Origin of the sequence: Pantoea sp. PNT03, assembly GCF_014852515.1 — a bacterium.
Lineage (GTDB): Bacteria > Pseudomonadota > Gammaproteobacteria > Enterobacterales > Enterobacteriaceae > Pantoea > Pantoea leporis.
This window is the reverse complement of record NZ_JACVBT010000003.1, coordinates 350,727-374,245: the sequence shown is the minus strand read 5'-3', so window position 1 is coordinate 374,245 and position 23,519 is coordinate 350,727. Positions and strand designations below refer to the sequence as shown.

28 protein-coding genes are annotated in these 23,519 nt (G+C 53.0%); 12 read left to right on the top strand and 16 right to left on the bottom strand.

The window, feature by feature from the left end:
• The first annotated feature begins 651 nt into the window (after positions 1 to 651).
• Both arcB and mtgA read left to right on the top strand, forming a co-directional pair.
• Positions 652 to 3,006 (top strand): aerobic respiration two-component sensor histidine kinase ArcB, encoded by a 2,355-nt coding sequence (gene arcB / locus IB226_RS13495; RefSeq protein WP_192235890.1) that lies wholly within the window; start codon positions 652 to 654, stop codon positions 3,004 to 3,006.
• Between the two features lie 876 nt (positions 3,007 to 3,882).
• A complete protein-coding gene (gene mtgA / locus IB226_RS13490; protein ID WP_110868084.1) occupies positions 3,883 to 4,605 on the top strand; it encodes a monofunctional biosynthetic peptidoglycan transglycosylase in 723 nt (240 codons plus the stop codon).
• Positions 4,606 to 4,610: 5 nt separating this feature from the next.
• Here the strand turns inward: mtgA and npr are convergent, their stop codons facing one another.
• From npr to IB226_RS13435, 11 genes are all read right to left on the bottom strand, one after another.
• Positions 4,611 to 4,883 (bottom strand): PTS phosphocarrier protein NPr, encoded by a 273-nt coding sequence (npr, locus tag IB226_RS13485; RefSeq protein WP_008104379.1) that lies wholly within the window; start codon positions 4,881 to 4,883, stop codon positions 4,611 to 4,613.
• Positions 4,880 to 5,734, bottom strand: coding sequence for an RNase adapter RapZ (rapZ, locus tag IB226_RS13480; RefSeq protein ID WP_101762285.1), 855 nt, complete (start codon positions 5,732 to 5,734; stop codon positions 4,880 to 4,882). The genes npr and rapZ overlap by 4 nt, the downstream gene beginning before the upstream one ends.
• A gap of 52 nt (positions 5,735 to 5,786) precedes the next feature.
• Positions 5,787 to 6,269: a PTS IIA-like nitrogen regulatory protein PtsN gene (gene ptsN / locus IB226_RS13475; RefSeq protein ID WP_176970221.1), complete on the bottom strand. Its 483-nt coding sequence runs from the start codon at positions 6,267 to 6,269 to the stop codon at positions 5,787 to 5,789.
• Between the two features lie 160 nt (positions 6,270 to 6,429).
• Positions 6,430 to 6,717 carry a ribosome hibernation promoting factor gene (gene hpf / locus IB226_RS13470; RefSeq protein ID WP_101762283.1) on the bottom strand — a complete coding sequence of 96 codons (288 nt, stop codon included), beginning with the start codon at positions 6,715 to 6,717 and terminating at the stop codon, positions 6,430 to 6,432.
• 21 nt (positions 6,718 to 6,738) lie between these two features.
• Entirely contained in the window at positions 6,739 to 8,178 is a 1,440-nt protein-coding gene (gene rpoN, locus IB226_RS13465) for an RNA polymerase factor sigma-54 (RefSeq protein ID WP_101762282.1), read from the bottom strand.
• A 48-nt stretch (positions 8,179 to 8,226) separates the two neighbouring features.
• Positions 8,227 to 8,952 (bottom strand): LPS export ABC transporter ATP-binding protein, encoded by a 726-nt coding sequence (gene lptB, locus IB226_RS13460; RefSeq protein ID WP_008104371.1) that lies wholly within the window; start codon positions 8,950 to 8,952, stop codon positions 8,227 to 8,229.
• 5 nt (positions 8,953 to 8,957) lie between these two features.
• Positions 8,958 to 9,512 carry a lipopolysaccharide ABC transporter substrate-binding protein LptA gene (lptA, locus tag IB226_RS13455; RefSeq protein ID WP_036648348.1) on the bottom strand — a complete coding sequence of 185 codons (555 nt, stop codon included), beginning with the start codon at positions 9,510 to 9,512 and terminating at the stop codon, positions 8,958 to 8,960.
• The gene (gene lptC, locus IB226_RS13450) at positions 9,487 to 10,059 is read right to left on the bottom strand and encodes an LPS export ABC transporter periplasmic protein LptC (protein ID WP_101762281.1); all 573 of its coding nucleotides are present in this window, start codon (positions 10,057 to 10,059) and stop codon (positions 9,487 to 9,489) included. The genes lptA and lptC overlap by 26 nt, the downstream gene beginning before the upstream one ends.
• The gene (gene kdsC, locus IB226_RS13445; RefSeq protein WP_101762280.1) at positions 10,056 to 10,622 is read right to left on the bottom strand and encodes a 3-deoxy-manno-octulosonate-8-phosphatase KdsC; all 567 of its coding nucleotides are present in this window, start codon (positions 10,620 to 10,622) and stop codon (positions 10,056 to 10,058) included. Before kdsC ends, lptC begins: the two co-directional genes overlap by 4 nt.
• Before the next feature lie 12 nt (positions 10,623 to 10,634).
• Complete coding sequence (kdsD, locus tag IB226_RS13440) at positions 10,635 to 11,615, bottom strand: arabinose-5-phosphate isomerase KdsD (RefSeq protein ID WP_110868082.1); 981 nt, start codon at positions 11,613 to 11,615, stop codon at positions 10,635 to 10,637.
• 13 nt (positions 11,616 to 11,628) lie between these two features.
• Complete coding sequence (locus IB226_RS13435; protein WP_101762278.1) at positions 11,629 to 12,612, bottom strand: calcium/sodium antiporter; 984 nt, start codon at positions 12,610 to 12,612, stop codon at positions 11,629 to 11,631.
• A 227-nt stretch (positions 12,613 to 12,839) separates the two neighbouring features.
• On the opposite strand from IB226_RS13435, the gene mlaF reads away from it, so the two are divergent.
• From mlaF to murA, 7 genes are all read left to right on the top strand, one after another.
• Complete coding sequence (gene mlaF, locus IB226_RS13430; protein ID WP_192235888.1) at positions 12,840 to 13,655, top strand: phospholipid ABC transporter ATP-binding protein MlaF; 816 nt, start codon at positions 12,840 to 12,842, stop codon at positions 13,653 to 13,655.
• 4 nt (positions 13,656 to 13,659) lie between these two features.
• Positions 13,660 to 14,442, top strand: coding sequence for a lipid asymmetry maintenance ABC transporter permease subunit MlaE (mlaE, locus tag IB226_RS13425; RefSeq protein ID WP_007886633.1), 783 nt, complete (start codon positions 13,660 to 13,662; stop codon positions 14,440 to 14,442).
• A 4-nt stretch (positions 14,443 to 14,446) separates the two neighbouring features.
• Positions 14,447 to 14,983 carry an outer membrane lipid asymmetry maintenance protein MlaD gene (gene mlaD / locus IB226_RS13420; protein ID WP_137385047.1) on the top strand — a complete coding sequence of 179 codons (537 nt, stop codon included), beginning with the start codon at positions 14,447 to 14,449 and terminating at the stop codon, positions 14,981 to 14,983.
• A gap of 18 nt (positions 14,984 to 15,001) precedes the next feature.
• Positions 15,002 to 15,637 carry a phospholipid-binding protein MlaC gene (gene mlaC, locus IB226_RS13415; RefSeq protein WP_101762276.1) on the top strand — a complete coding sequence of 212 codons (636 nt, stop codon included), beginning with the start codon at positions 15,002 to 15,004 and terminating at the stop codon, positions 15,635 to 15,637.
• Positions 15,637 to 15,942 carry a lipid asymmetry maintenance protein MlaB gene (mlaB, locus tag IB226_RS13410; RefSeq protein WP_192235886.1) on the top strand — a complete coding sequence of 102 codons (306 nt, stop codon included), beginning with the start codon at positions 15,637 to 15,639 and terminating at the stop codon, positions 15,940 to 15,942. Before mlaC ends, mlaB begins: the two co-directional genes overlap by 1 nt.
• Before the next feature lie 114 nt (positions 15,943 to 16,056).
• Complete coding sequence (gene ibaG, locus IB226_RS13405; RefSeq protein WP_008104351.1) at positions 16,057 to 16,314, top strand: BolA family iron metabolism protein IbaG; 258 nt, start codon at positions 16,057 to 16,059, stop codon at positions 16,312 to 16,314.
• A 46-nt stretch (positions 16,315 to 16,360) separates the two neighbouring features.
• Complete coding sequence (gene murA, locus IB226_RS13400) at positions 16,361 to 17,620, top strand: UDP-N-acetylglucosamine 1-carboxyvinyltransferase (RefSeq protein ID WP_110868080.1); 1,260 nt, start codon at positions 16,361 to 16,363, stop codon at positions 17,618 to 17,620.
• Between the two features lie 68 nt (positions 17,621 to 17,688).
• Here murA and IB226_RS13395 read toward each other — a convergent pair whose 3' ends face one another.
• Positions 17,689 to 17,970 (bottom strand): helix-turn-helix domain-containing protein, encoded by a 282-nt coding sequence (locus IB226_RS13395; RefSeq protein WP_101762273.1) that lies wholly within the window; start codon positions 17,968 to 17,970, stop codon positions 17,689 to 17,691.
• Between the two features lie 237 nt (positions 17,971 to 18,207).
• On the bottom strand, positions 18,208 to 19,179 hold the full coding sequence (ispB, locus tag IB226_RS13390) for an octaprenyl diphosphate synthase (protein ID WP_101762272.1): 972 nt from the start codon (positions 19,177 to 19,179) through the stop codon (positions 18,208 to 18,210).
• A 252-nt stretch (positions 19,180 to 19,431) separates the two neighbouring features.
• Here ispB and rplU point away from each other — a divergent pair, with 252 nt between their 5' ends.
• From rplU to cgtA, 3 genes are all read left to right on the top strand, one after another.
• Entirely contained in the window at positions 19,432 to 19,743 is a 312-nt protein-coding gene (gene rplU / locus IB226_RS13385; protein ID WP_007886644.1) for a 50S ribosomal protein L21, read from the top strand.
• 15 nt (positions 19,744 to 19,758) lie between these two features.
• Complete coding sequence (gene rpmA / locus IB226_RS13380) at positions 19,759 to 20,016, top strand: 50S ribosomal protein L27 (protein WP_007886647.1); 258 nt, start codon at positions 19,759 to 19,761, stop codon at positions 20,014 to 20,016.
• A gap of 249 nt (positions 20,017 to 20,265) precedes the next feature.
• The gene (cgtA, locus tag IB226_RS13375; protein ID WP_192235884.1) at positions 20,266 to 21,441 is read left to right on the top strand and encodes an Obg family GTPase CgtA; all 1,176 of its coding nucleotides are present in this window, start codon (positions 20,266 to 20,268) and stop codon (positions 21,439 to 21,441) included.
• Between the two features lie 40 nt (positions 21,442 to 21,481).
• On the opposite strand, the gene IB226_RS13370 is transcribed toward cgtA, so the two are convergent.
• The 3 genes from IB226_RS13370 to IB226_RS13360 are packed head-to-tail and all read right to left on the bottom strand — an operon-like array spanning position 21,482 to position 23,511.
• Positions 21,482 to 21,898, bottom strand: a complete 417-nt coding sequence (locus IB226_RS13370; RefSeq protein WP_192235882.1) for a hotdog fold thioesterase — start codon at positions 21,896 to 21,898, stop codon at positions 21,482 to 21,484.
• Between the two features lie 3 nt (positions 21,899 to 21,901).
• Positions 21,902 to 22,660, bottom strand: a complete 759-nt coding sequence (dhbA, locus tag IB226_RS13365; protein WP_192235880.1) for a 2,3-dihydro-2,3-dihydroxybenzoate dehydrogenase — start codon at positions 22,658 to 22,660, stop codon at positions 21,902 to 21,904.
• A complete protein-coding gene (locus IB226_RS13360; protein ID WP_192235878.1) occupies positions 22,657 to 23,511 on the bottom strand; it encodes an isochorismatase in 855 nt (284 codons plus the stop codon). The genes dhbA and IB226_RS13360 overlap by 4 nt, the downstream gene beginning before the upstream one ends.
• Between the last annotated feature and the right edge of the window lie 8 nt (positions 23,512 to 23,519).

The following is a 23,519-nucleotide window of genomic DNA, read 5'->3' as shown; positions in this document are numbered from 1 at the left end:
GGCCCACCAGGAAAGCTTCCAGTGGAATTCCAACTTATCGGGAAAGCGAACTCAGGTCAAATAGCCAGCTTTGATGCGGGTAATAGGCTTTCTTGTCACTTAATTAAATGATTAATAAGAATTTATTGCGTAAATTTATGTCAATATCCCGCTGCGCATTCCCCCAGGAAGTGTGAGCCGTCTCACTGTGACCCAGCCCTCTAATATCCAAACAATGCTGGCAGAAAGGGTTATAACAGCATTTAATGCTGTTAGGGGCAGTTGATACACAGCATGTATCTGTTTTTCTTATGGCGTCATATTTGAATCAAAATGGCGCTGCCATTAGTAAAATTAATCACGCAAAGCATGCGTAGAAAGTCATTTAAATTGAATAGGTATGCAATAAAGAGGTGCAACCATCAGGATGAATGGCTGCCAGGGTGCTGATTAGCACCGGATGTTGAGGAAAGGTTCGCAAAAGCGCGGCCCTCCAGATTATTCAGTTGGCAGAATTAGTCAAGCGCTTTGCGCATATAGAAGGGAACGTCGGCGAAATCACGCTGCGATGCACCATTACAGGGCATAACCTGCGCGATATGGCCGGGTGAAGCGGGGCAGCGCAGCGATAATTACGCTATCATGAGCCAGATTTCGTTCAGGGAGCTCGTAATGAAACAGATTCGTCTTTTAGCGCAGTACTACGTTGATTTGATGGTCAAACTCGGCCTGGTACGCTTTTCGCTGCTGTTAGCCTCAGCGCTGGTGGTGCTGGCGATGGTGGTACAGATGGCCGTCACCATGGTATTGCGTGGGCATGTGGAGAGCATCGACGTCGTCCGCTCCATCTTCTTCGGTCTGTTGATTACGCCCTGGGCGGTCTATTTCCTCTCAGTGGTGGTCGATCAGCTGGAAGAGTCGCGCCAGCGCCTGTCGAAACTGGTAGATAAGCTGGAAGAGATGCGTACGCGCGATCTCGAGCTGAACCAGCAGATGAAAGAGACCATCACCCAGCTTAATCAGGAAATTAACGACCGTATCAAAGCCGAGCAGGCGCGCGAGCAGGTGATGGATAAGCTGCGCGAAGAGATGGCACGACGCGAGCAGGCGCAAATCGAGCTGGAACAGCAATCCTCCTTCCTGCGCTCCTTCCTTGATGCGTCACCGGATTTGGTGTTCTACCGCAACATTGATAAGCAGTTCTCCGGCTGTAATCGCGCCATGGAACTGCTAACCGGCATGAGCGAAAAGCAGCTGATTGGCCTGACACCACGCGATATCTACGATGACGAAGCCGCGACCAAAGTGCTGGAAACCGATGAGAAGGTGTTCCGCCACAATGTGTCGCTAACCTACGAACAGTGGCTGCAATATCCCGACGGGCGCAAAGCCTGTTTCGAAATCCGTAAAGTGCCCTATTACGACCGTGTCGGAAAACGCAGTGGCCTGATGGGCTTTGGCCGCGACATTACCGAGCGTAAGCGCTATCAGGACGCGCTGGAGAACGCCAGCCGTGAGAAGACTACCTTTATTTCGACTATCAGCCATGAGCTGCGTACGCCGCTGAATGGCATCGTCGGACTGAGCCGCATCCTGCTGGATACCGATCTCAATCAGGAGCAGCTGAAGTACCTCAAAACCATCCACGTGTCGGCCATCACGCTGGGCAACATCTTCAATGATGTAATTGAAGTGGACAAAATCGAACGCCGCAAAGTGCAGCTGGATAATCAGCCGCTGGATTTCACCGGTTTCCTCGCCGATCTGGAAAACCTCTCCGGTCTGCTGGCGCAGCCAAAAGGGCTGAAATTTGTCATGGCGCCGGAGCTGCCGCTGCCCCATAAAATTTCGGCGGATGGCACGCGTCTGCGTCAGATTCTGTGGAACCTGATCGGCAATGCCGTGAAATTTACTCAGCAGGGCGAGATTGTGGTGCGCGTTGCCTATCGTCAGGATGAAACGCTGCACTTTGAAGTGCAGGATTCCGGCATGGGCATTCCGCAGGAAGAGCAGGATAAGATCTTCGCCATGTATTACCAGGTGAAAGATCAGCACGGCGGCAAGCCGGCGACGGGCACCGGCATTGGTTTAGCGGTCTCGCGTCGTTTAGCCCAGGCAATGGGCGGTGATATCAGCGTGAGTAGCGTCGCGGGGCAGGGTTCCTGCTTCACCGTGGAGATCAACGCGCCGCGCGTCGCTGAGGAAGTGGAAGACGACAATCTGGATGACAGCATGCCGTTACCGGCGCTGCACGTATTACTGGTGGAAGATATTGAACTCAACGTGATTGTTGCGCGCTCGGTACTGGAGAAGCTGGGTTGCAGCGTCGAGGTCGCGATGACCGGTACGGATGCGCTGGCGATGTTTGATCCGCAGGAGTTCGATCTGGTGCTGCTCGATATTCAGCTTCCGGATATGACGGGCCTCGACGTGTCGCGTGCCATCCATCAGCGTTACGCAGATGTGGCGCTGCCGCCGCTGGTGGCATTGACCGCCAATGTGCTGAAAGACAAAAAAGAGTATCTCGATGCCGGCATGGATGATGTGTTGAGCAAACCGCTTGCTGTGCCAGCGCTTACGGCGGTGATCAAGAAGTTCTGGGATTATCAGCCGGAGCTGGAAGAGATCGCCACCGAATCATCAGACGTGCAGTCGCGCACGCTGCTAGATGTGGCGATGCTGGAGCAATACATTGAACTGGTTGGCCCTGGATTGATTACCCAAAGCCTGACCATGTTTGAGCAGATGATGCCGGGCTATCTCGAGGTGCTGGATTCCAACATGATGGCGCGCGATCAAAAAGGCATTGCTGAAGAAGGGCACAAGATCAAAGGTGCGGCAGGTTCGGTTGGCTTACTGCATATACAGCAGTTGGCGAAGCAGATTCAGTCGCCGGAATTGCCAGCGTGGTGGGACAACGTGCAAGAGTGGGTCGATGAGTTAAAACAAGAGTGGCAGAAAGACGTGAACGTGTTACGTGAATGGGTAGCGGAGCGGGAAAAATTACAGGACGTTAGAAAAAAATGACCCCAGTCGAAACTGGGGTGCGCGAATACTGCGCCAACACCAGGGAAATGGGCACTGCTGCTATTATTAGAAATCGAATAAGAAAGCAGCAGTTCGGTATTGGTTAACGCTTCCAAATCACCTTAACAAATTCGCCAATGCTTGTGACAAGATTCATTAAATTGTGTGATGTTGAGCAGCGATTAAATACAGAAAACATTAATTTGCTGACACAGTCAAGCAAGGAATTAATTTCTTTGCCATATTGCACCTTTTTTGACCAATTGTTCTGCTTTTTGCCTGGTTTTGCTTCAGTCGTTAGCCGGAAAAGCCTGACTCGAGCATGGAAAATGTGATTCTGACAAAAAATTGAAGTTAAGTTAGATTAACATGCTGATATTGATGGATAAAGTCAGGTTTTCTTACGGCTTATCCAAAACGTTTTGGAAACCTTAAACGGAAAGTTCCAGTTTATAGTTTATTGAATAATGTAAACCAATTGTGCGGTAGATCGCTTTACCATCAATGAGGCCGAATGCAGGCAGGATCAGACAATTTTGGTCGCATTTTTCAGAATGGTCTCTGTAATCAATGAACAAGTTCGAACATCATAAAAAGTGATAGTTAAGCTTCATGAAAGCTTTTGCGTGAGCGATATCACATTCAGTTAAGTGTTCATGCACGCAGCGCCTGGTGCATTTAACATCATGGAACCGATTCCTTTTTGGCGGAAGTGCTTGATGTGATTGGCTCTAATAGAGGAACGTTGATTGCGCAGGCAACAATTTCACTGACGTTTTTGCCAATCAGAGGATAAAATTTAGTGGTTAATCGTTGGTATTAGCTATTGTGACTTGGGTGATTGATTAATACAGGGAACAGGTAAGAGAAAATTGCATGAGCAAGAGTAAAGGGACGCTGGGAAAACGTATTAAAGTGCTGATTGCTAAAGTGCTGCTGGCCTGGCTCGGCATCTGGTTAGCGGGCATTCTGCTGTTTGCTTTTTTACCGGTACCGTTCTCGGCGGTAATGGTGGAGCGGCAAATCGGTGCCTGGTTTACAGGGCGTTTTGATTATGTGGCGCACTCGGATTGGGTCGGCATGGATGAGATCTCGCCGTGGATGGCTTTAGCGGTTATCGCTTCTGAAGATCAAAAGTTTCCCGAGCATTGGGGCTTTGATGTTGATGCCATTCAATCAGTGCTGGATAACGATGGCAATGAACGCATGCGCGGAGCTTCAACCTTGTCTCAGCAGACGGCGAAAAACCTGTTTCTATGGGATGGCCGCAGCTGGGTACGTAAAGGGCTGGAAGCGGGACTCACGGTGGGAATCGAAACCGTGTGGACCAAGCGGCGCATCCTGACGGTTTATCTCAATATTGCAGAATTTGGCGATGGCGTATTTGGCGTGGAAGAGGCCTCACAGCGCTATTTCCATAAACCCGCCAGCCGCCTGACGATGTCTGAAGCCGCGTTACTGGCGGCGGTTCTACCCAATCCGATCCGCTTCCGTGCCGATGCGCCTTCAGGCTACACGCGACAGCGCCAGCAGTGGATTATGCGGCAGATGCGCCAGTTAGGCGGCGAGGGTTTCCTGAATCGTTACAAGCTGCATTGAAAGGCTTAATCTTCGTCAAAGCCCGCTTCAAACAGTTCGATGACCGCTGCCAGCGCCTGCTCTTCCTGCGGGCCGCTGGCTTCGATTTCAATATGACCGCCTTTCGCTGAGTCGAGCATCAGCAACGCAATCACGCTGCTGGCTTCCGCTTCGGTGCCCGATTCGTTACGCAGCAACACTTCAGCATCAAAACTCTGCACCAGCTCGAACAGCTTCATCGCTGGGCGCGCGTGCATGCCCAGCTTATTACGAATTTCAACGGTTTGCTTCACGGTCATGATTTGCGTTTTTCCAGAGTGCGATGACGAGACTGCACGTTTTTACCGCGTGAACGGAAATAATCCGCCAGTTGTTCCGCGATATACACCGAACGATGCTTACCGCCGGTACAGCCAATGGCGACGGTGAGATAGCTGCGGTTATTGGTTTCCAGCATCGGCAGCCACAGTTCCAGATAGCTGCGCGTTTGATAGATAAAATTGTGCACTTCGGTGTGACGATCGAGGAAGGCGGCCACTGGACGATCCAGACCGGTCATCGGACGCAGCTTAGGATCCCAGTGCGGGTTTGGCAGGAAGCGCACATCGAAAACATAATCGGCGTCGATCGGAATGCCGTGTTTGAAGCCGAATGACTCAAACACCATGGTCAGTTCACGCTCACGCTTGCCTAACAGGCGGGTACGCAGCATCTCCGCCAGCTCATGAACCGACATCTCAGAGGTATCGATAATCAGATCGGCGCGTGAGCGCAGTGGCTCCAGCAGATCGTTCTCTTCATCGATAGCACTCTCCAGCGACAAGTTTTTGCTGGAGAGCGGATGCAGGCGACGCGTATCGCTGTAGCGGCGAATCAACGTGTTGCGATCGGTATCAAGAAACAGCAGCTGCGGCGAAAAGGCATCGGGCAGATTGTTGAGCGCCGCTTCAAAGACTTCCGGTGATTCCGGCATGTTACGCACATCAATGCTGACTGCCGCAGAAATATTGCGTTCGGTTAAGGTATTCGCCAGCTCCGGTAGCAGGACTACCGGCAAGTTGTCGACACAGTAAAAGCCCATATCTTCGAGGGCACGCAGCGCGACTGATTTTCCTGAGCCTGACCGACCGCTAACGATCATCAGCACCATCACATTTCTCCCGTTTTAAACCGGCGAATACGCCGGTAAAAGTGTTTCTCGCTTAAGAGTGTGCTTCCTGAGCTTCTGTGATAATGGCGTAGAGCTCTTGGTCGCTCTGTGCCGCGCGCAAACGACGACAGACGGTTTTATCTGCGAGGCGTTTGGCAACCAGCGAAAGCGTGTGTAAGTGGGTTTTACACTGGTCCGCGGGTACCAGCAGGGCAAACAGCAGGTCAACCGGCTGATTATCTACCGCATCAAAAGCGATAGGCTGATCGAGGCTAATAAACACGCCGACAGCGCGTAAGGTGTCCTCTTCCAGCTTGCCATGTGGAATGGCGATGCCGTTACCAATACCGGTACTGCCCATGCGTTCGCGGGTCAGGATGGCTTCGAAAAGCGTCTGGTGCGGCAGATTGAGCTGCTTCGCTGCCAGCTCGCTGATAATCTCCAGCGCGCGTTTTTTACTCTGGCAGTGTACGCCGCTACGGGTACAGTCCAGTGATAGGACCGAGCTCAATTCCAGTGTTAGATCGTTGTTCATCATCGTTTCACTTGCGAGTTCACATAGCCGCGAGTTTCAGGCAATTGATTTCATTACCGTTCACCCGCTGGCGCTTGCGCAGATGACAAAACGGGGCGGTAAGTTCCGCCCCATTTATGCTCTAAGTGCCGAATCAGTCAGCACTCTGCAAGCGTGAAGGTTAGTGTTTTTTCAGTTTGTCTTTGTGTTTGGTCAGCTGACGGGAAAGTTTATCGATTAACCCGTCGATGGCCGCGTACATGTCTTCCGCTTCCGATGTGGCATGCAGCTCTCCGCCGTTAACGTGCAGTGTTGCATCCGCAACCTGCGTCACCTTCTCTACCTTCAGAACAATATAAACCTGATTGATACGATCAAAATAATGTTCCAGTTTGGCAAATTTGGTATTTACAAATTCACGCAGAGGTTCGGTAATTTCAACATTAAGTCCGGTAAGGTTTAGCTGCATAGGTCTTCCTTCTTCGTTCGGTCAAACCAATTGCTTGCGCTGGTTTGATGGCGGTATAGATAAAGACTCGCGATATTTAGCAACCGTACGTCGCGCAACCATGATGCCCTGTTCAGACAACATGGAGGTCAGTTTGCTGTCGCTCAAGGGTTTTGCGGGGTTTTCCGCCGAGATTAATTTTTTCACTAATGCACGAATCGCCGTGGAAGAGGCTTCGCCGCCGCCTTCGGTGTTGACGTGACTGGAGAAAAAATACTTCAGTTCAAAGATGCCACGCGGGCTGTGTAAATACTTTTGCGTGGTCACGCGGGAAATGGTGGATTCATGCATATCAACAGCTTGAGCGATATCCGCCAACACCATCGGACGCATGTACTCCTCACCCTGCTCAAAAAACGCCTGCTGCTGTTCAACGATACAGCGTGTCACTTTCAGCAGCGTGTCGTTGCGGCTCTCCAGGCTCTTAATCAGCCACTTGGCTTCCTGTAAGTTGCTGCGAATAAACTGGTTATCGCTTTCATTACGGCCAGCTCCGCCCATCGCCGCATACTGCTGATTGATTTTCAGGCGCGGCATGCTGTCCGAATTGAGTTCAACCGTCCAGCGCTTGCTGATTTTGCGCACCAGAACATCGGGAATGACATATTCCGGTTCGCTGGTGTTAATTGACTGGCCTGGGCGCGGATCGAGTGACTGAATCAGCAGCATCGCCTCTTTCAGCACTTCTTCCTTCAGACGGGTTACGCGCATTAGGCTGCGGAAATCATGGTTGGCCAGCAGATCGAGATGTTCGCTAACAATCAGGCGTGCTTCCGCCAGCATGGGCGTGTCGGCAGCATATTGCGACAGCTGGACTAACAGGCAATCACGCAAATCACGTGCACCGACGCCGATTGGATCAAAACGCTGCACGCGCTTGAGCACGGCTTCGACTTCTTCCAGCGCCAGCTCTTCATCACCAATGCTGTCATAAATGTCTTGTAAGCTGACGGTGAGGTAGCCGGTGTCATCAATGGCATCAACAATTGACGTGGCAATCGCGCGATCGGTATCAGTGAACGGCGTTAACTCAACCTGCCACATCAGGTAATCCTGCAGCGATTGGGTGGTTTCGCCTTGGTAGATCGGCAGTTCGTCATCCTGGTAATCGGTGCCGGTGCCTGACGGTGTGCCTGCGGTGTAGATTTCGTCCCAGGTAGCGTCGAGCGGAAGCTCTTCAGGCATATCTTTCTGCTCAAGCGCTTCGCGCGTGTCTAACGAATCACTTTCCTGATCCTGAAATTCACGTGCGTCAACTTCTTCGTGCAGTTCGGTTTGTTCAAGCAGCGGATTGCTTTCCAGCGCCAGTTGCAGTTCTTGCTGGAGTTCAAGCGTAGAGAGTTGCAGCAAGCGAATGGCTTGCTGCAACTGTGGAGTCATCGCCAGCTGTTGGCTGAGCCTGAGTTGCAAACCTTGCTTCATAATTCGGTAAGAATTTCCTAAGCAAACGTAGGGTGTTACAACACCTTATCAGAGTCTGAACTCTTCGCCCAAATAAACACGCTTAACCTGCTCATCTACAAGAATTTCATCAGGCGTGCCATGGGCAATTAAATGTCCCTGGCTGACGATATAAGCGCGTTCACACACCGCGAGGGTTTCACGCACGTTGTGGTCGGTAATCAGCACGCCAAGGCCGCTGTCACGCAGATGCTCGATGATTTTCTTGATGTCGATAACCGAGATCGGGTCAACACCGGCAAAAGGTTCGTCCAGCAGGATGAATTTCGGATTAGCCGCCAGCGCGCGGGCAATTTCCACACGACGGCGTTCACCACCCGACAGCGCCTGGCCCATGCTGTCGCGCAGATGGCCAATATGGAACTCTTCCATCAGCTCGTTGGCCCGATCCTGACGCTGTTCTTCGGTTAAATCATCACGGATCTGCAGCACAGCCATCAGGTTGTCGTACACGCTCAGGCGACGGAAGATCGAGGCTTCCTGCGGCAGATAGCCGATGCCGCGACGGGCGCGCGCATGCAGCGGCAGAATGCTGATGTCTTCATCATCAATCACGATGCGGCCGGCATCGCGCGGCACAATACCCACCACCATGTAAAAGGTGGTGGTTTTACCGGCACCGTTTGGGCCCAGCAGGCCGACAATCTCGCCGGATTTTACCTGCAGGCTAACATCTTCCACCACGCGGCGGCCTTTGTAGGCTTTCGCCAGGTTTTCAGCGATTAGTGTAGCCATAGCAATCAGTTACTCTTTTTAGGGCTCGCGGACGAACCGTTTTTGTCCTGCAGCTGCGACGGTACCAAAACGGTAGTCACGCGCTTGCTGTCGCCCTGGCTGAACGCCTGCATCTTCTGCTCTTTCACCAGGTAAGTGATGCGGTCGCCTTTGATGTTGCTGTCCTGCTGCTGAATGAAGGCATTGCCGGTCAGCTCAACAAAATCGTTCGCCAATTCATAGTGCAGTTTACTTGCGTGGCCTTGCACCGGCTTACCGTTATCCTGCATCTGATAGAAGGTGGCTGGCGTGCCGTAAGCATCAACAATGGTTTTTTTGCTATCGCCGCCCGGACGAGTGACCACCACTTTATCGGCGGTAATCTTGATGGAACCCTGCGTCACAATTACGTTGCCGGTAAAGGTCGCGACGTTGCCCTGCAGATCCAACGCCTGGTTAACGGAGTCGATATTTACCGGTTTGTCTGAGTCGCCGGTTAATGCCAGCGCAGGCAGGCTCGTTGCCAGCAGCGTACTCACCAGCAATAACTTAAGGCTATTTTTGTTCATTTTGAATTTCATAGGAAGTTTTGACCTTTTCAAGCAGCTCAGCATGTTTCGTCCGTAAATTGCCGCGCATTTTCATGCCAGTGGAATTAAAACTGCGGCCAAAAAGGGTGACTTGATCGTCAGATGTCACATCCTGGGTGACCAAATTAACCTGAGCGTTATCGGTAAGGATGCGCTCAAGCTGTGAATCCTGAGTCAAAGAATTGACTACAACGTTGCCGTAAAGATAAAGCATACGATCTTTGGTCAGCTTTGCCTTATCGGCGCGCACCGACCATGTCGCCACTTTATTAACGTCATAGGTGGTCATCACCGGATTATCGAACCAACTTATCTCATCGGCAGCAAAGTAGGTCACTTTATCGGAGACCAGCTTATAGCCCAGCGCGCCTGTGGGGTTATACACCACCGTGTTCGATTTCTCGCTGGTGTAGGTTGGCGCTTGATCGTTGGTTGCCACCGGCGTTCTGTCGTCATCCTGGTTGGTGAGATTCCAGCCGATCAGCACTAAGGCGATCAAGGCCAGGATCAGCGTCATCCAACGCCTGCTCTTACTCATATTGATTGCCCTTTGGCATCCTCAAATTTGTTCTGCGCCATCAAAATCAGATCGCACAACTCACGTACCGCACCGCGGCCACCGGCAATGCGGGTCACATAATGCGCGCGCGGCAGTAAAATCGGGTGAGCATCAGCAACGGCAACGCTCAAACCCGCCTGCGCCATTACCGGCCAGTCGATCAGGTCATCGCCAATGTAGGCGACCTGATCGGCCGTTAATGACAGTTTATCCAGGAGTTCCCGCCAGGCCAAAAGCTTATCCGATTGTCCCTGGTAAAGATGCGTAATGCCGAGCGTCTTACAGCGATCTTCCAGCAGTTTTGCTTTGCGGCCGGTAATAATAGCCACTTCGACGCCGGAGGTCAGCAGGCAACGCACGCCATAACCATCACGCACGTTAAAAGCTTTCAGCTCTTCACCGCTGTTGCCCATATAAATGACGCCATCGGACATCACGCCATCAACGTCACAAATCAGCAGGCGAATCTTCGCAGCACGCGCCATGACGTCCGCGCTCACCGGACCGTAGCAAGTCTCGACCATCGCCGTTTCAGCACTCATTATTTCTTCCTGTTAGACCACGCCAGCGCGCAGCATGTCATGCATATGTACCACACCGAGCAGGCGATCGTCATCGGCCACCAGCAGGGCGGTGATGTTTTTGTTTTGCATCAAATTAAGGGCGTCAACGGCCAGCATATTGGGGCGCACGCGAATGCCGCCGCTGGTCATCACTTCCTGAATGGTGGCTTTCTGGAAATCGATGCCCATATCAAACACGCGACGCAAGTCACCATCGGTGAAGATGCCTTCGATTTTCATTAGGTCATCGACGATCACCGTCAAACCGAGATTCTTACGGGTAATTTCCAGCAGCGCATCCCGCATCGACGCATCACGGCTTACGTGCGGGATCTCATCGCCGCTGTGCATGATATCGCTAACGTGTAGCAGCAGTTTGCGGCCCAGCGCACCGCCGGGATGCGACAGCGCAAAATCTTCCTGGGTAAATCCGCGCGCTTCCAATAACGCCACGGCCAGCGCATCGCCCATCACTAAAGTCGCGGTGGTGCTGGTGGTTGGTGCCAGGCCGAGCGGACAAGCCTCCTGCGGCACTTTCACGCACAGATGCACATCTGCAGCGCGGCCCATCGCGCTCTCAGGACGGCCGGTGATACAAATCAGCTGCACTTTCTGACGCTTTAACACCGGCACCAACGCAAGGATTTCTCCGGATTCACCGCTGTTAGAAATCGCGATAACCACATCATTGGTGCTGACCATCCCGAGATCGCCGTGGCTGGCTTCGCCGGGATGCACAAAGAACGAGGGTGTACCGGTGCTGGCAAAAGTCGCGGCCATTTTTTTCCCGATATGCCCGGATTTGCCCATGCCCATCACCACCACTTTGCCGCGGCAGGCAAAGATCATCGCGCAGGCGCGATCGAAATCATCATTGATATATTGATCAAGCTGCTCCAGCCCTTCGCGTTCGATGCGCAGCACCGCTTTGCCTGCTTGCTGAAAATCGAAATCCGGTTGCTGATGTGACATGGTCAGTCCGTCCTTAATAGCTTGTGATAAGCATGGGGCTCAGCCATAGCCACAGCACCCACGCGATAAAACCACCTAATAATAGTGTGCCTGCGATACGACCAATACGGCGTTTGCGCAGCAGGCAGAGCAGGGCGAACAGTACGCTCACTGCCAGCATCACCCAGTAATCACGTGCGAAGGCATGCGCATCAACGCTGCCGGGATGAATCAGCGCCGGCAGGCCGAGAACAATCGCCAGATTGAAAATATTGGCGCCGATCAGGTTACCGATCGCGATATCGTCCTCACCTTTCAGCGCGCCAGCCACCACGGTGGCCAGTTCGGGCAAACTGGTGCCGACGGCGATTAGCGTCAGGCCCATCACCAGTTCGCTCACACCAAAGTAGTCGGCAAAGACGGTAGCGTTGTCGATCACCATACGCGTCGACATCGGCAAAATAATCAGTGCAACCGCCAGCCACAGAAAGGCCACGGTGTTGCCTGCCTCATCGCGCGGCAGCTCCGCCAGCTGTTCGCGGGTTAGCGTGTCGTTGTTATCGCGTTCAGCACGGCGAGCAATGCGAATCACCACCAGCAGATAACCCAATGCAATCAGCAGTAACGCTATGCCGTCGAGTCGACTTAAATAGTTATCAAACAGCATGATGCCGCTGAGCAGTGAGACTAGCAGCATTAATGGCAATTCGCGCCGAATCAGATTGGAGTGTACTGTCAATGGGTGGAGCAGTGCCGCGCCGCCCAGAATTAATAGAATATTGGTGATGTTCGAGCCCAACGCGGTGCCAACCGCTAAATCCATCTGCCCATGCTGTGCGGCCGAAAACGAGACGATCAATTCCGGTAATGATGTGCCAATGCTCACCACCGTCATACCAATGATCAGCGGTGGGATGCCAAAGGATCGACAGAGGATCGCGGCGCTAAATACCAAACGGTCGGCACCGTAAACCAGTAATATCAATCCGATAAACAGCAAGGCAGAGGCTACGAACATTAAAAATCCTTGATGGATGGAGGTGTCGGCGAACCTTGTCCGACGGGTAAAAACATTCTGCACGCACTAACAGGCGCTGATTTTGACTGTCTGAGAGGCAAAAGTAAATTTTAAGGCCGTTTTCGCCACACTAAGTGGGTAAGTTTCTGTAAAACTATCGTGCATTCGAGGCTACCAGGCTACCATCCACAGCTTTGATAGCGCCCGATCCGCATAAAGAGGTAAAGATGATCCAGCAGCAAACGAATCTGGTTGAGGTTCGTGGCGTCAGTTTCACGCGCGGAGATCGTACTATCTTCGACGACATCTCGTTAACGGTACCTGCCGGTAAAGTCACCGCGATTATGGGCCCGTCTGGAATTGGCAAAACCACATTATTGCGTCTGATCGGTGGGCAATTACAGCCCGATAAAGGCGAGATTTGGTTCCGCGATCAAAATATCCCGATGCTTTCCCGCACCAAATTGTACGAAGCGCGTAAAAAAATGAGCATGCTGTTTCAGTCCGGCGCGCTGTTTACCGATCTCAACGTGTATGAAAACGTTGCCTGGCCGTTGCGTGAACATACGCAGCTGCCGCCAGAGCTGTTGCACAGCACCGTATTGATGAAGCTGGAAGCGGTGGGTTTGCGTGGAGCCGCTAAACTAATGCCTGCCGAACTTTCTGGCGGTATGGCCCGCCGTGCGGCGCTGGCGCGCGCTATCGCGCTGGAACCCGAACTGATCATGTTCGATGAGCCTTTTGTCGGCCAAGATCCGATTACCATGGGCGTGCTGGTGAAGTTAATTGACGAACTGAATCATGCCCTGGGCCTGACCTGCATCGTGGTTTCACACGATGTGCCTGAGGTCTTGAGCATTGCCGATCATGCCTATATTGTTGCCGGACAAAAAATCATTGCTCAGGGTAGCGCGCCGGAACTGCGGGAAAATCCCGATCCGCGTGTGCGCCAGTTTATCGAGGGTCATGCGGATGGTCCGGTGCCTTTCCGCTTTGCCGCTGGCGATTATCTCAGCGACTTGACCCGCTCAGGGAGAACGTAAACTGATGTTGTTACAGGCGCTAGCGTCATTTGGACGTCAGGGAATCAATACCTGTGCCGCTTTTGGCCGCGCAGGCCTCATGTTATTTCATGCGTTAGTCGGTAAGCCGGCGTTTCGTCGCCATGCGCCGCTGCTGGTGAAACAGCTGTATAGCGTGGGCGTGTTATCGTTACTGATCATCGTGGTATCTGGCTTGTTTATTGGCATGGTGCTGGGGCTGCAAGGCTATCTGGTGCTCACCACTTACAATGCGGAAACCAGCCTTGGCATGCTGGTGGCGCTCTCGCTGCTGCGTGAGCTCGGTCCGGTCGTCACGGCGTTGCTGTTTGCAGGCCGTGCGGGTTCAGCGTTAACCGCTGAAATCGGGCTGATGAAAGCCACCGAACAGCTCTCCAGCATGGAGATGATGGCCGTCGATCCGCTACGTCGCGTGGTATCACCGCGCTTCTGGGCCGGATTTATCAGCATGCCGTTGCTGGCGTTGATCTTTACCGCCGTTGGTATTGCCGGTGGCGCGCTGGTTGGCGTGAGCTGGAAAGGGATCGATCCCGGTTTCTTCTGGTCGGCGATGCAGAACGCGGTAGATTTCCGCACTGATGTCGTTAACTGCATGATCAAAAGCGCAGTCTTTGCCGTCACGGTAACCTGGATCGCGCTGTTTAATGGCTATGATGCCATCCCGACCTCGGAAGGGATCAGTCGTGCGACAACGCGTACCGTGGTGCATGCTTCACTGGCGGTACTCGGTTTGGATTTTGTGCTGACAGCACTGATGTTTGGGAATTGATGCAATGCAAAGCAAGAAAAACGAAATCTGGGTTGGCGTCTTCATGCTGGCTGCGCTGCTGGCGCTGTTATTCCTCGGCCTGCGCGTTGCCGATCTCAAAACTATCGGCACCGAACCAACGTGGAAGATGTATGCCACCTTCGATAATATCGGCGGACTGAAAGTCAGTTCTCCGGTGAAAATTGGCGGCGTGTTGATTGGCCGGGTGTCAGATATTGCGCTGGATGAGAAAACCCTCTCACCGCGTGTGACCATGGATATTAGCGATAAATACGCTGATAAAATTCCCGACACCAGCTCATTAGCCATCCGCACTCAAGGCCTGCTCGGTGAGCAGTTCCTGGCGCTGAATTTAGGTTTTGACGATCCCGAGCTTGGCTCTTCTATGCTGAAAGATGGCGGCACGCTGCGTGACACCAAGTCGGCGCTGGTGCTGGAAGACCTGATCGGTCAATTCCTCTATAAAAGCGGCGATAATAAATCTGACGATAAATCACAGGGTGCGCAGAGTGCACCGGCAGCACCTGCAACAACGGAATAACCTACGAGGTAAAACATGATGTTTAAACGTTTACTGATGATTGCCCTGTTGGCAATCGCACCGCTGGCAGCCAACGCCGCAGCGGATCAAACTAATCCTTACAAGCTGATGAACGAAGCGGCGGAAAAGACCTTCACCCGCCTGAAAAACGAACAGCCGAAGATTAAGCAGGATCCGAACTATCTGCGCGAAGTGGTACGTCAGGAACTGATGCCGTACGTACAGATAAAATATGCCGGTGCGTTGGTTCTTGGTCGCTATTATCGCGATGCGACACCGGCGCAACGTGATGCCTACTTTGCCGCGTTCGGTGATTATCTGGCACAGGCTTACGGCCAGGCGCTGGCGCTGTACAATGGTCAAACCTACCAGATTCAGCCGGAGCAGCCGATTGGCGATGCCAATATCGTGGCGATTCGCGTCACCATCATCGATCCTAATGGGCGTCCGCCTGTGCGTCTCGATTTCCAGTGGCGTAAGAACAGCCAAACCGGCAACTGGCAGGCGTATGATATGGTGGCCGAAGGCATCAGCATGATCACCACGAAACAGAATGAGTGGGGCGATCTGCTGCGTACCAAAGGCATTGATGGCTTGACGGCTCAGCTGAAAACCTATGCCGCACAGCCGATCACCCTGGATAAAAAGCAATAATGAGTGAACCGTTAAGCTGGCAGCGCACTGCCAGCACGCTGGCCTTAAGCGGCAAATTAGATCGTGATACTTTGCTGACCTTGTGGCAGGAACGTGACACTGCGGTGGCGGATATCACCACCATTGATGTCGCCGGGCTGGAAAGGGTGGATTCAGCAGGTTTAGCGCTGCTGGTGCATCTGAGTGAAATTGCGCGTGCCCAAGGCAGCGCGCCACTTTTCTCTGGAATCTCCGATAAACTCCAGTCGCTGATCACACTGTATAACCTGCAGCAGATTATTGTTTCTGCGGAAAAAATCGCCTGATCTGCGGATGTCGATGCTAAGCCCCTGATTTTTTCAGGGGCTTTTGCGTATTTAAGAGTCAGGCGCTTTCCTCTAAGATGGCAGCCTTATTATTATTAAGTGAAGTAACGAGCGATGGAAAATAGTGAAGTTCAGGCCGTGCTGATGCAGGCGCTGGCATTAGAAGAAGTACACGTACTCAGCAACGATGGCAGCCATTTTCAGGTCATCGCGGTGGGCGAAATGTTCGGCGAACTGAGCCGCGTGAAGAAGCAGCAGGCTGTGTACGCGCCGCTGATGGAATATATTGCGGATAACCGTATTCATGCGGTTTCCATCAAAACTTATACCCCAGCCGAGTGGGCGCGCGACCGTAAACTCAACGGTTTTTAAGTGCCTCACCGGTTGTTTTATTGATAGATAATTGAGAGCGGTGTTAATGGACAAATTTCGTGTGCAAGGCCCCACCCGTTTAAGTGGTGAAGTGACCATTTCCGGGGCGAAGAATGCTGCGTTGCCGATTCTGTTTGCTGCGCTGCTGGCTGAAGAGCCGGTAGAGATTCAGAACGTACCGAAGCTGCGTGATATCGATACCACCATGAAGCTGCTGAATCTGCTGGGTGCGCGCGTTGAGCGCAATGGTTCGGTCCACGTTGATGCTCGCGAAGTTAATGTTTTCAGTGCGCCATACGATTTAGTGAAAACCATGCGTGCTTCGATCTGGGCGCTGGGTCCGCTGGTGGCGCGTTTTGGTCAGGGCCAGGTTTCACTGCCGGGCGGCTGCGCTATCGGTGCACGCCCAGTCGATCTGCACATTACTGGCCTGGAACAGCTGGGTGCGGAAATTAAGCTGGAAGAGGGCTACGTTAAAGCTTCTGTCAATGGCCGTCTGAAGGGCGCGCATATCGTGATGGATAAAGTGTCTGTCGGCGCTACCGTTACCATCATGAGCGCGGCCACGCTGGCCACCGGCATCACCATCATTGAGAACGCCGCGCGTGAGCCGGAGATTGTCGATACGGCAAACTTCCTCAACACGCTGGGTGCGAAAATCACCGGCGCGGGCACAGACAAAATCACCATTGAAGGTGTTGAGCGTCTGGGCGGCGGCGTTTATCGCGTGCTGCCAGATCGTATCGAAACCGGTACATTCCTGGTCGCAGCAGCCATTTCACGGGGCAAAGTTGTTTGCCACAACACGAAGCCAGATACGCTGGATGCCGTGCTGTCTAAATTGCGTGAGGCTGGTGCAGAGATCGAAGTGGGCGAAGATTGGATCAGCCTGGATATGCACGGTAAGCGTCCAAAAGCGGTGAATATCCGTACCGCGCCGCATCCTGGCTTCCCTACTGACATGCAGGCGCAGTTCACACTGTTGAACCTGGTGGCAGAAGGTACCGGTGTGATTACCGAAACCATCTTCGAAAACCGCTTTATGCATATCCCTGAGCTGATTCGTATGGGCGCGCACGCGGAAATTGAGAGCAATACAGCGATTTGTCATGGCGTAGAAACCTTGTCGGGCGCGCAGGTGATGGCCACCGATCTGCGTGCATCAGCGAGTCTGGTGCTGGCGGGTTGTATCGCGGAAGGCACCACGATAGTGGATCGTATCTATCACATCGACCGTGGCTACGAGCACATCGAAGATAAGTTGAAAGCGATGGGTGCAAATATCGAGCGCGTAAGCGGCGAATAATTTCTGCTTCGTAGATCAAAAAAACCAGTCACGGCAACGCGGCTGGTTTTTTTTCATTGGTATTACAGTCAGATCTTTTTACGATCCTTCGGCGATCGTATGCACTTCTTGCGATCCAATAACTGGCCGGTAACAGGATCGTAATATCGGCTTGGCCAGATGTCTGCCGGATGAACCTTGATCGCATTGGCGATTAGCCACTCACCTTTGGGCCAGGGACGCGACAGCGCATTGGCCAGCGTTGAGGAGCTGAGCCCTGATTCGCGTGACAGCGCTGCCAGTGATGTGCCTTTCTTACGTAATGCAGCAATGATATCTGCCGGGTGCCAATCCGCTTTCCTTGTGTACATAACTCTCTTCTCCGTGTCCGTGTTATTACTTCATCTCCGCTGTAAAAAGGCTCTCCCGTGGCAGAGATATCTGGAAAAAACCCGCGTTTTTATAGCAAATGTTTCCCGTAATTTTCCAGTAAATGTTTGGCCGGCGCACGAAACTGCGTCGCTTTTCGCAAAAGCGATGCAAGAGATGTAAGTAAAAAGGGAGAAGAGTGAGGAAGGAAACGGGGCCAGAGAAGGCCCCCGTTGAAATCAGAAATCGCGCTGTACTGACATGTGCGCCAGCGCTTCGAGGGCGCTGCGCCACGGGCTTTCGGGTAATACCTGCAGTGCTGCGATGGCTTTATCTGCCTCTTCTTCAGCGCGTTTGCGCGTCCACTCCAGCGAGCCAGTCTGTTGCATCGCTGCCAGCACCGGTTCCAGCAGATGACGACCGTTACCTTCTTCAATGGCTTTACGGATCATCTGTGCCTGCTCAAGCGTTCCGTTGTGCATCGCGTGCAGCAATGGCAGCGTCGGTTTACCTTCGCTCAGGTCATCACCGGTATTTTTGCCCAGCGTTTCACCATCTGCGCTGTAATCCAGCAAATCATCAATTAACTGGAAAGCGGTTCCAAGGTAGCGACCATAATCCTGTAACGCCTTTTCCTGCGCGGGCGTCGCCTCAGCTAAAATCGCCGACGCTTGCGAAGCAGCTTCGAACAGGCGAGCGGTTTTGCTGTAGATCACCCGCATATAGCTCTCTTCAGTGATATCGGGATCGTTGCAGTTCATTAACTGCAGCACTTCTCCTTCGGCGATCACGTTGACCGCTTCCGACATCAGCGCAAGGATCTTTAAGGATCCCATGCTGGTCATCATCTGGAATGAGCGCGTATAGATAAAATCGCCCACCAGCACGCTTGCCGCATTACCGAACGCGGCGTTAGCGGTGGCTTTGCCACGGCGCATATCGGATTCATCCACCACATCATCGTGCAGCAGCGTCGCCGTATGGATAAATTCGATCAGCGCCGCATTAGTGATGTGCAACGATCCCTGATAATTCAGCGCGCGTGCCGACAGCACAGCGATCATCGGACGGATGCGTTTGCCCCCGCCGCTGATGATGTAATAGCCCAACTGGTTAATCAGTGAGACTTCTGAATTCAGCTGCTCGAGGATGGTCTGGTTGACGGCCGCCATGTCCTGCGCGGTTAATTCATTAATCTGTTCTAAGTTCATTCGTCTTTTCAGCTTTACTCGTTTTTTGCATGGTAAGCGCTTTACACAGCGTGAGTTCAGGTAATCTGTTACTGATTGTACTTGAAAAATCGGGTTGCGAAACGTTTGCATTCGCCTTGCGCTTTTTTTCTGCAAGAGAGTGCAAAGTGCTCTTGTCTTCTGCTGGAGTATTGCGTAGAATTCGCGCCCTATTGTGAATATTTATCGCGCCGCCTGATGAATAGAAAGGCACGCGCAGAAGCGGAGTTTTATATGTACGCGGTTTTCCAAAGTGGTGGTAAACAACACCGAGTAAGCGAAGGTCAGACCGTTCGCCTGGAAAAGCTGGACATCGCAACCGGTGAAACCATTGAGTTTGACCAGGTTCTGATGATCGCAAATGGCGAAGACGTGAAAATCGGCGCGCCACTGGTTTCAGGCGGTGTGATCAAGGCAGAAGTTGTTGCTCACGGTCGTGGCGAGAAAATTAAAATCGTTAAGTTTCGTCGTCGTAAACACTACCGTAAGCAAGCTGGTCACCGTCAGTGGTTCACAGATGTGAAAATCACTGTGATCGGCGCGTAAGAGGAGATCTGACAAATGGCACATAAGAAGGCTGGTGGCTCGACCCGTAACGGTCGCGACTCCAACGCAAAACGTCTGGGTGTAAAACGTTTCGGTGGCGAATCTGTTCTGGCAGGTAGCATCATCGTTCGTCAGCGTGGCACTAAATTCCACGCAGGTAGCAACGTAGGTTGTGGTCGTGACCACACCCTGTTTGCAACCGCAGACGGCAAAGTAAAATTCGAGATTAAAGGCCCGAACAACCGTAAATATATCAGCATCGTTGCTGAGTAAGGTTGTCGTGCTGCAGACGTCTAACGTCTGAATACACGAATGAAAGGCCCCGCAGCTTTGCGGGGCTTTTTACATTCTGCTACTGAGCTTGCTGGATAACAGTTACGCTTTAGCACAGTTGTTGTACAATTTATGTACTCCTGGCTTTGCCAGTCTTGTATTATCCGCCGTCGGTCAGCGCAGAAGACCCTGGCGGACCCGTTTGCGGCCTGCAAGCTGCCGTGAACGACAGCGTGACGGAGAAATAAAATGAAGTTTGTAGATGAAGCGACGATCCTTGCGGTCGCGGGTGATGGTGGCAATGGTTGCGTAAGCTTCCGCCGTGAAAAATATATTCCAAGAGGCGGCCCGGATGGCGGCGACGGCGGCGACGGCGGCGACGTGTATTTGTTGGCGGATGAAAACCTCAACACCCTGATCGATTATCGCTTTGAAAAGTCTTTCCGTGCCGAACGTGGCCAGAATGGCCAAAGCCGTGATTGCACCGGTAAACGTGGTAAAGACATTATCGTTAAAGTGCCCGTTGGTACCCGCGTAATTGACCAGGGTACCGGCGAAACGCTGGGCGACATGACGCGTCATGAGCAGAAGCTGATGGTGGCGAAAGGCGGCTGGCATGGCCTTGGTAACACGCGCTTTAAATCCTCAGTTAACCGTTCCCCGCGTCAAAAAACCATGGGAACACCGGGCGAGAAGCGTGATCTGCAACTGGAACTGATGCTGCTGGCTGACGTTGGTATGTTGGGTCTGCCGAATGCCGGTAAATCGACCTTTATTCGCTCGGTATCCGCAGCGAAACCCAAAGTTGCGGATTATCCGTTCACTACGCTGGTGCCAAGCCTTGGCGTGGTGCGTATGGACAATGAAAAGAGCTTTGTTGTCGCCGACATTCCGGGCCTGATTGAAGGCGCAGCGGATGGCGCAGGTCTGGGTATTCGCTTCCTGAAGCACCTTGAGCGCTGCCGCGTGCTGTTGCACCTGATCGATCTTGCCCCTATCGATGAATCTGATCCGGTAGAAAATGCCCGCATCATTCTCGGCGAACTGGAGAAATACAGCGATAAACTGTTCCAGAAGCCGCGCTGGTTAGTATTCAACAAATGTGACCTGCTGAGCCGCGAAGAAGCGGAAAGCCGTGCCAAAGCGGTAGTGGAAGCATTAGGCTGGGAAGAAAAATATTACCTAATCTCTGCGGCTAGCCATGATGGCGTGAAAGATCTTTGCTGGGATGTGATGAGCTTTATCATCGAAAATCCAAAAGAAGCCGAAGAAGAAGCTAAAGAGCCAGAGAAAGTGGCCTTCATGTGGGATGATTATCACCGTGAAGCCATGGAAACGGCGCAGGAAGTGGAAGAAAACGACGACTGGGATGACGACTGGGACGAAGAGGACGACGAAGGCGTCGAAATCATTTACCAGCGTTAATCGTACAAAAAAGCGGCCCGAAGGCCGCTTTTTTTATGTCTTAACCCAGCACCGCCACCGTCAATCTCGAGGTGCAGCACAGCTGATTGCGGGCGTTACGAATCTCAATCTGCCAGCTTTGATTACGCGCACCAAGGTGTAACGGGCGGCAAATACCGCGCACTTCACCGCTGCTTACTGCACGATGGTGGCTGGCGCTCACCTCAATCCCCACCACGCTTTTACCTTCTTCGATGCTGAGATAACCGGCAATCGATCCCATCGACTCCGCCAGCACCACAGAAGCGCCGCCGTGCAGCAGGCCAAACGGCTGATGCGTGCGGGCATCCACCGGCATGGTGGCTTCGAGATAATCTTCACCGATGGTGGTAAACACAATGCCAACGTGTGCCACCAGCGAGTTTTCACCCATCTTATTCAACGTTTCAACATCGACCGAACGTTTCCAGATTGCCATAACTTAGGATCCCAGCGTTGCGCCACCGTCGACCACAATATCCTGCAGCACCACGTGGCTGGCAAGATCCGACGCGAGGAACATCACGTTAGCAACGATCTCCTGCGGTTTAGCAATCTTACGCAGCGGGATCCCCAGCTTGTACTGATCCGGGAAACCATTGATCATCTCCTGCTCGGCTTCTGGCGTATGCCACAGGCTGCGTTGCATATCGGTATCGGTGGAACCCGGAGAAACGATATTGCAGCGCACGCCGTAAGGCGCCATCTCTAAACCCACGGTCAGACACAAGCTGCGCAACGCCGCTTTGGAAGCGCCATAAGCGGACATACCAAGGCGCGGCGCATGTGCCGCATTAGAGGCGATAGTCACAATCGCACCCGCACGCTGCTGGCGAAACACCGGCAAGGTTTGCTGGAACAGGTTGAACGCGCCGCCGGCATTCACCGCCAGACACGCCTGCCAATCGTCGAACGACAGTTCGTCGGTGCTGCCAATACGCAGGATGCCGGCACCGTTCACCAGCACATCGAGACGTGGCTGATCTGCCAGCAAACGCTGACAAACTGCTTTCACCTCGGCGGCGTTCGCCACATCCAGCACCTGCGTGGCGAAAGGATAGTCGGCCTGATCGAAACGCAGATCGAAGCCGATAACCTGCGCGCCCGCCTGATGGAAGCTCAGCGCGGTGTGGTAACCAATCCCTTTGCCTGCGCCAGTTACCCAGACGATTTTTCCACTGAAATCGAAAGTTGCACTCATTTAGCTGGCACCCGTGATAACAGCGCCCACCAGCCATCGATGGTCGGATTTTTTGCCAGACTGACGAAATCGATGTCGCTGTGCACCTGACGCCAGCGCGCCGCCAGCGCCATCACGCGTACTGAATCCAGACCGTAATCGATCAGGTTCTCGTCATCTGCAGGTACATCGTCATCTTCCAGCAGCGGCAGAATCAGCGCACGCAGATCGTCTTTGCTCAACGGCAGCGGCATCAGGTCGGCGGTCATCACTACTTTACCGCTGCGACCTGCGGTGTAAGTCAGCGCCATCATGTGCTCTTCGCGCGTGAAGTCGGCCAGCGCATCCGCCACCATAAACGGCTGGATATTACGCATAAAGGCGTCAGTCGCGGTGGTCAGGCAACCGATATGCGCGTACACGCCGGTGATGATCAACTGATCGCGGCCCATCTCCTGCAGGATCGATTCCAGCGGTGAGCGCACGAAGGCGCTGTATCGCCATTTGGTCAGTACCTGATCGTCCTGATCCGGCGCCAGCGCATCCACGATCTTCTGCTGATCCGGATGTTTGTTCAGGCCCGGTCCCCACATGTCGTTGAGGAGTGCGCGATCGGCATCGCTCTGTTCGTTCGGCTGAGCGGTATAGAACACCGGTATGCCCTGCGCTTTGCAGTAAGCACGCAGACGAGCGATGTTTTCCACCACCTGATTAACCAGCGGGCTGTTTTCGCCCCAGAAATTAAGGAAGTAAGCCTGCATATCGTGAATCAGCAGCGCGGCACGCTGAGGCTCAAGCGTCCACTTTACTTTATTGGTTGGCAGTTCAGTCGCTGCGGGCAGCGCGTAAGCGTTCAGTTTTGGAATAGCCATTACAATCT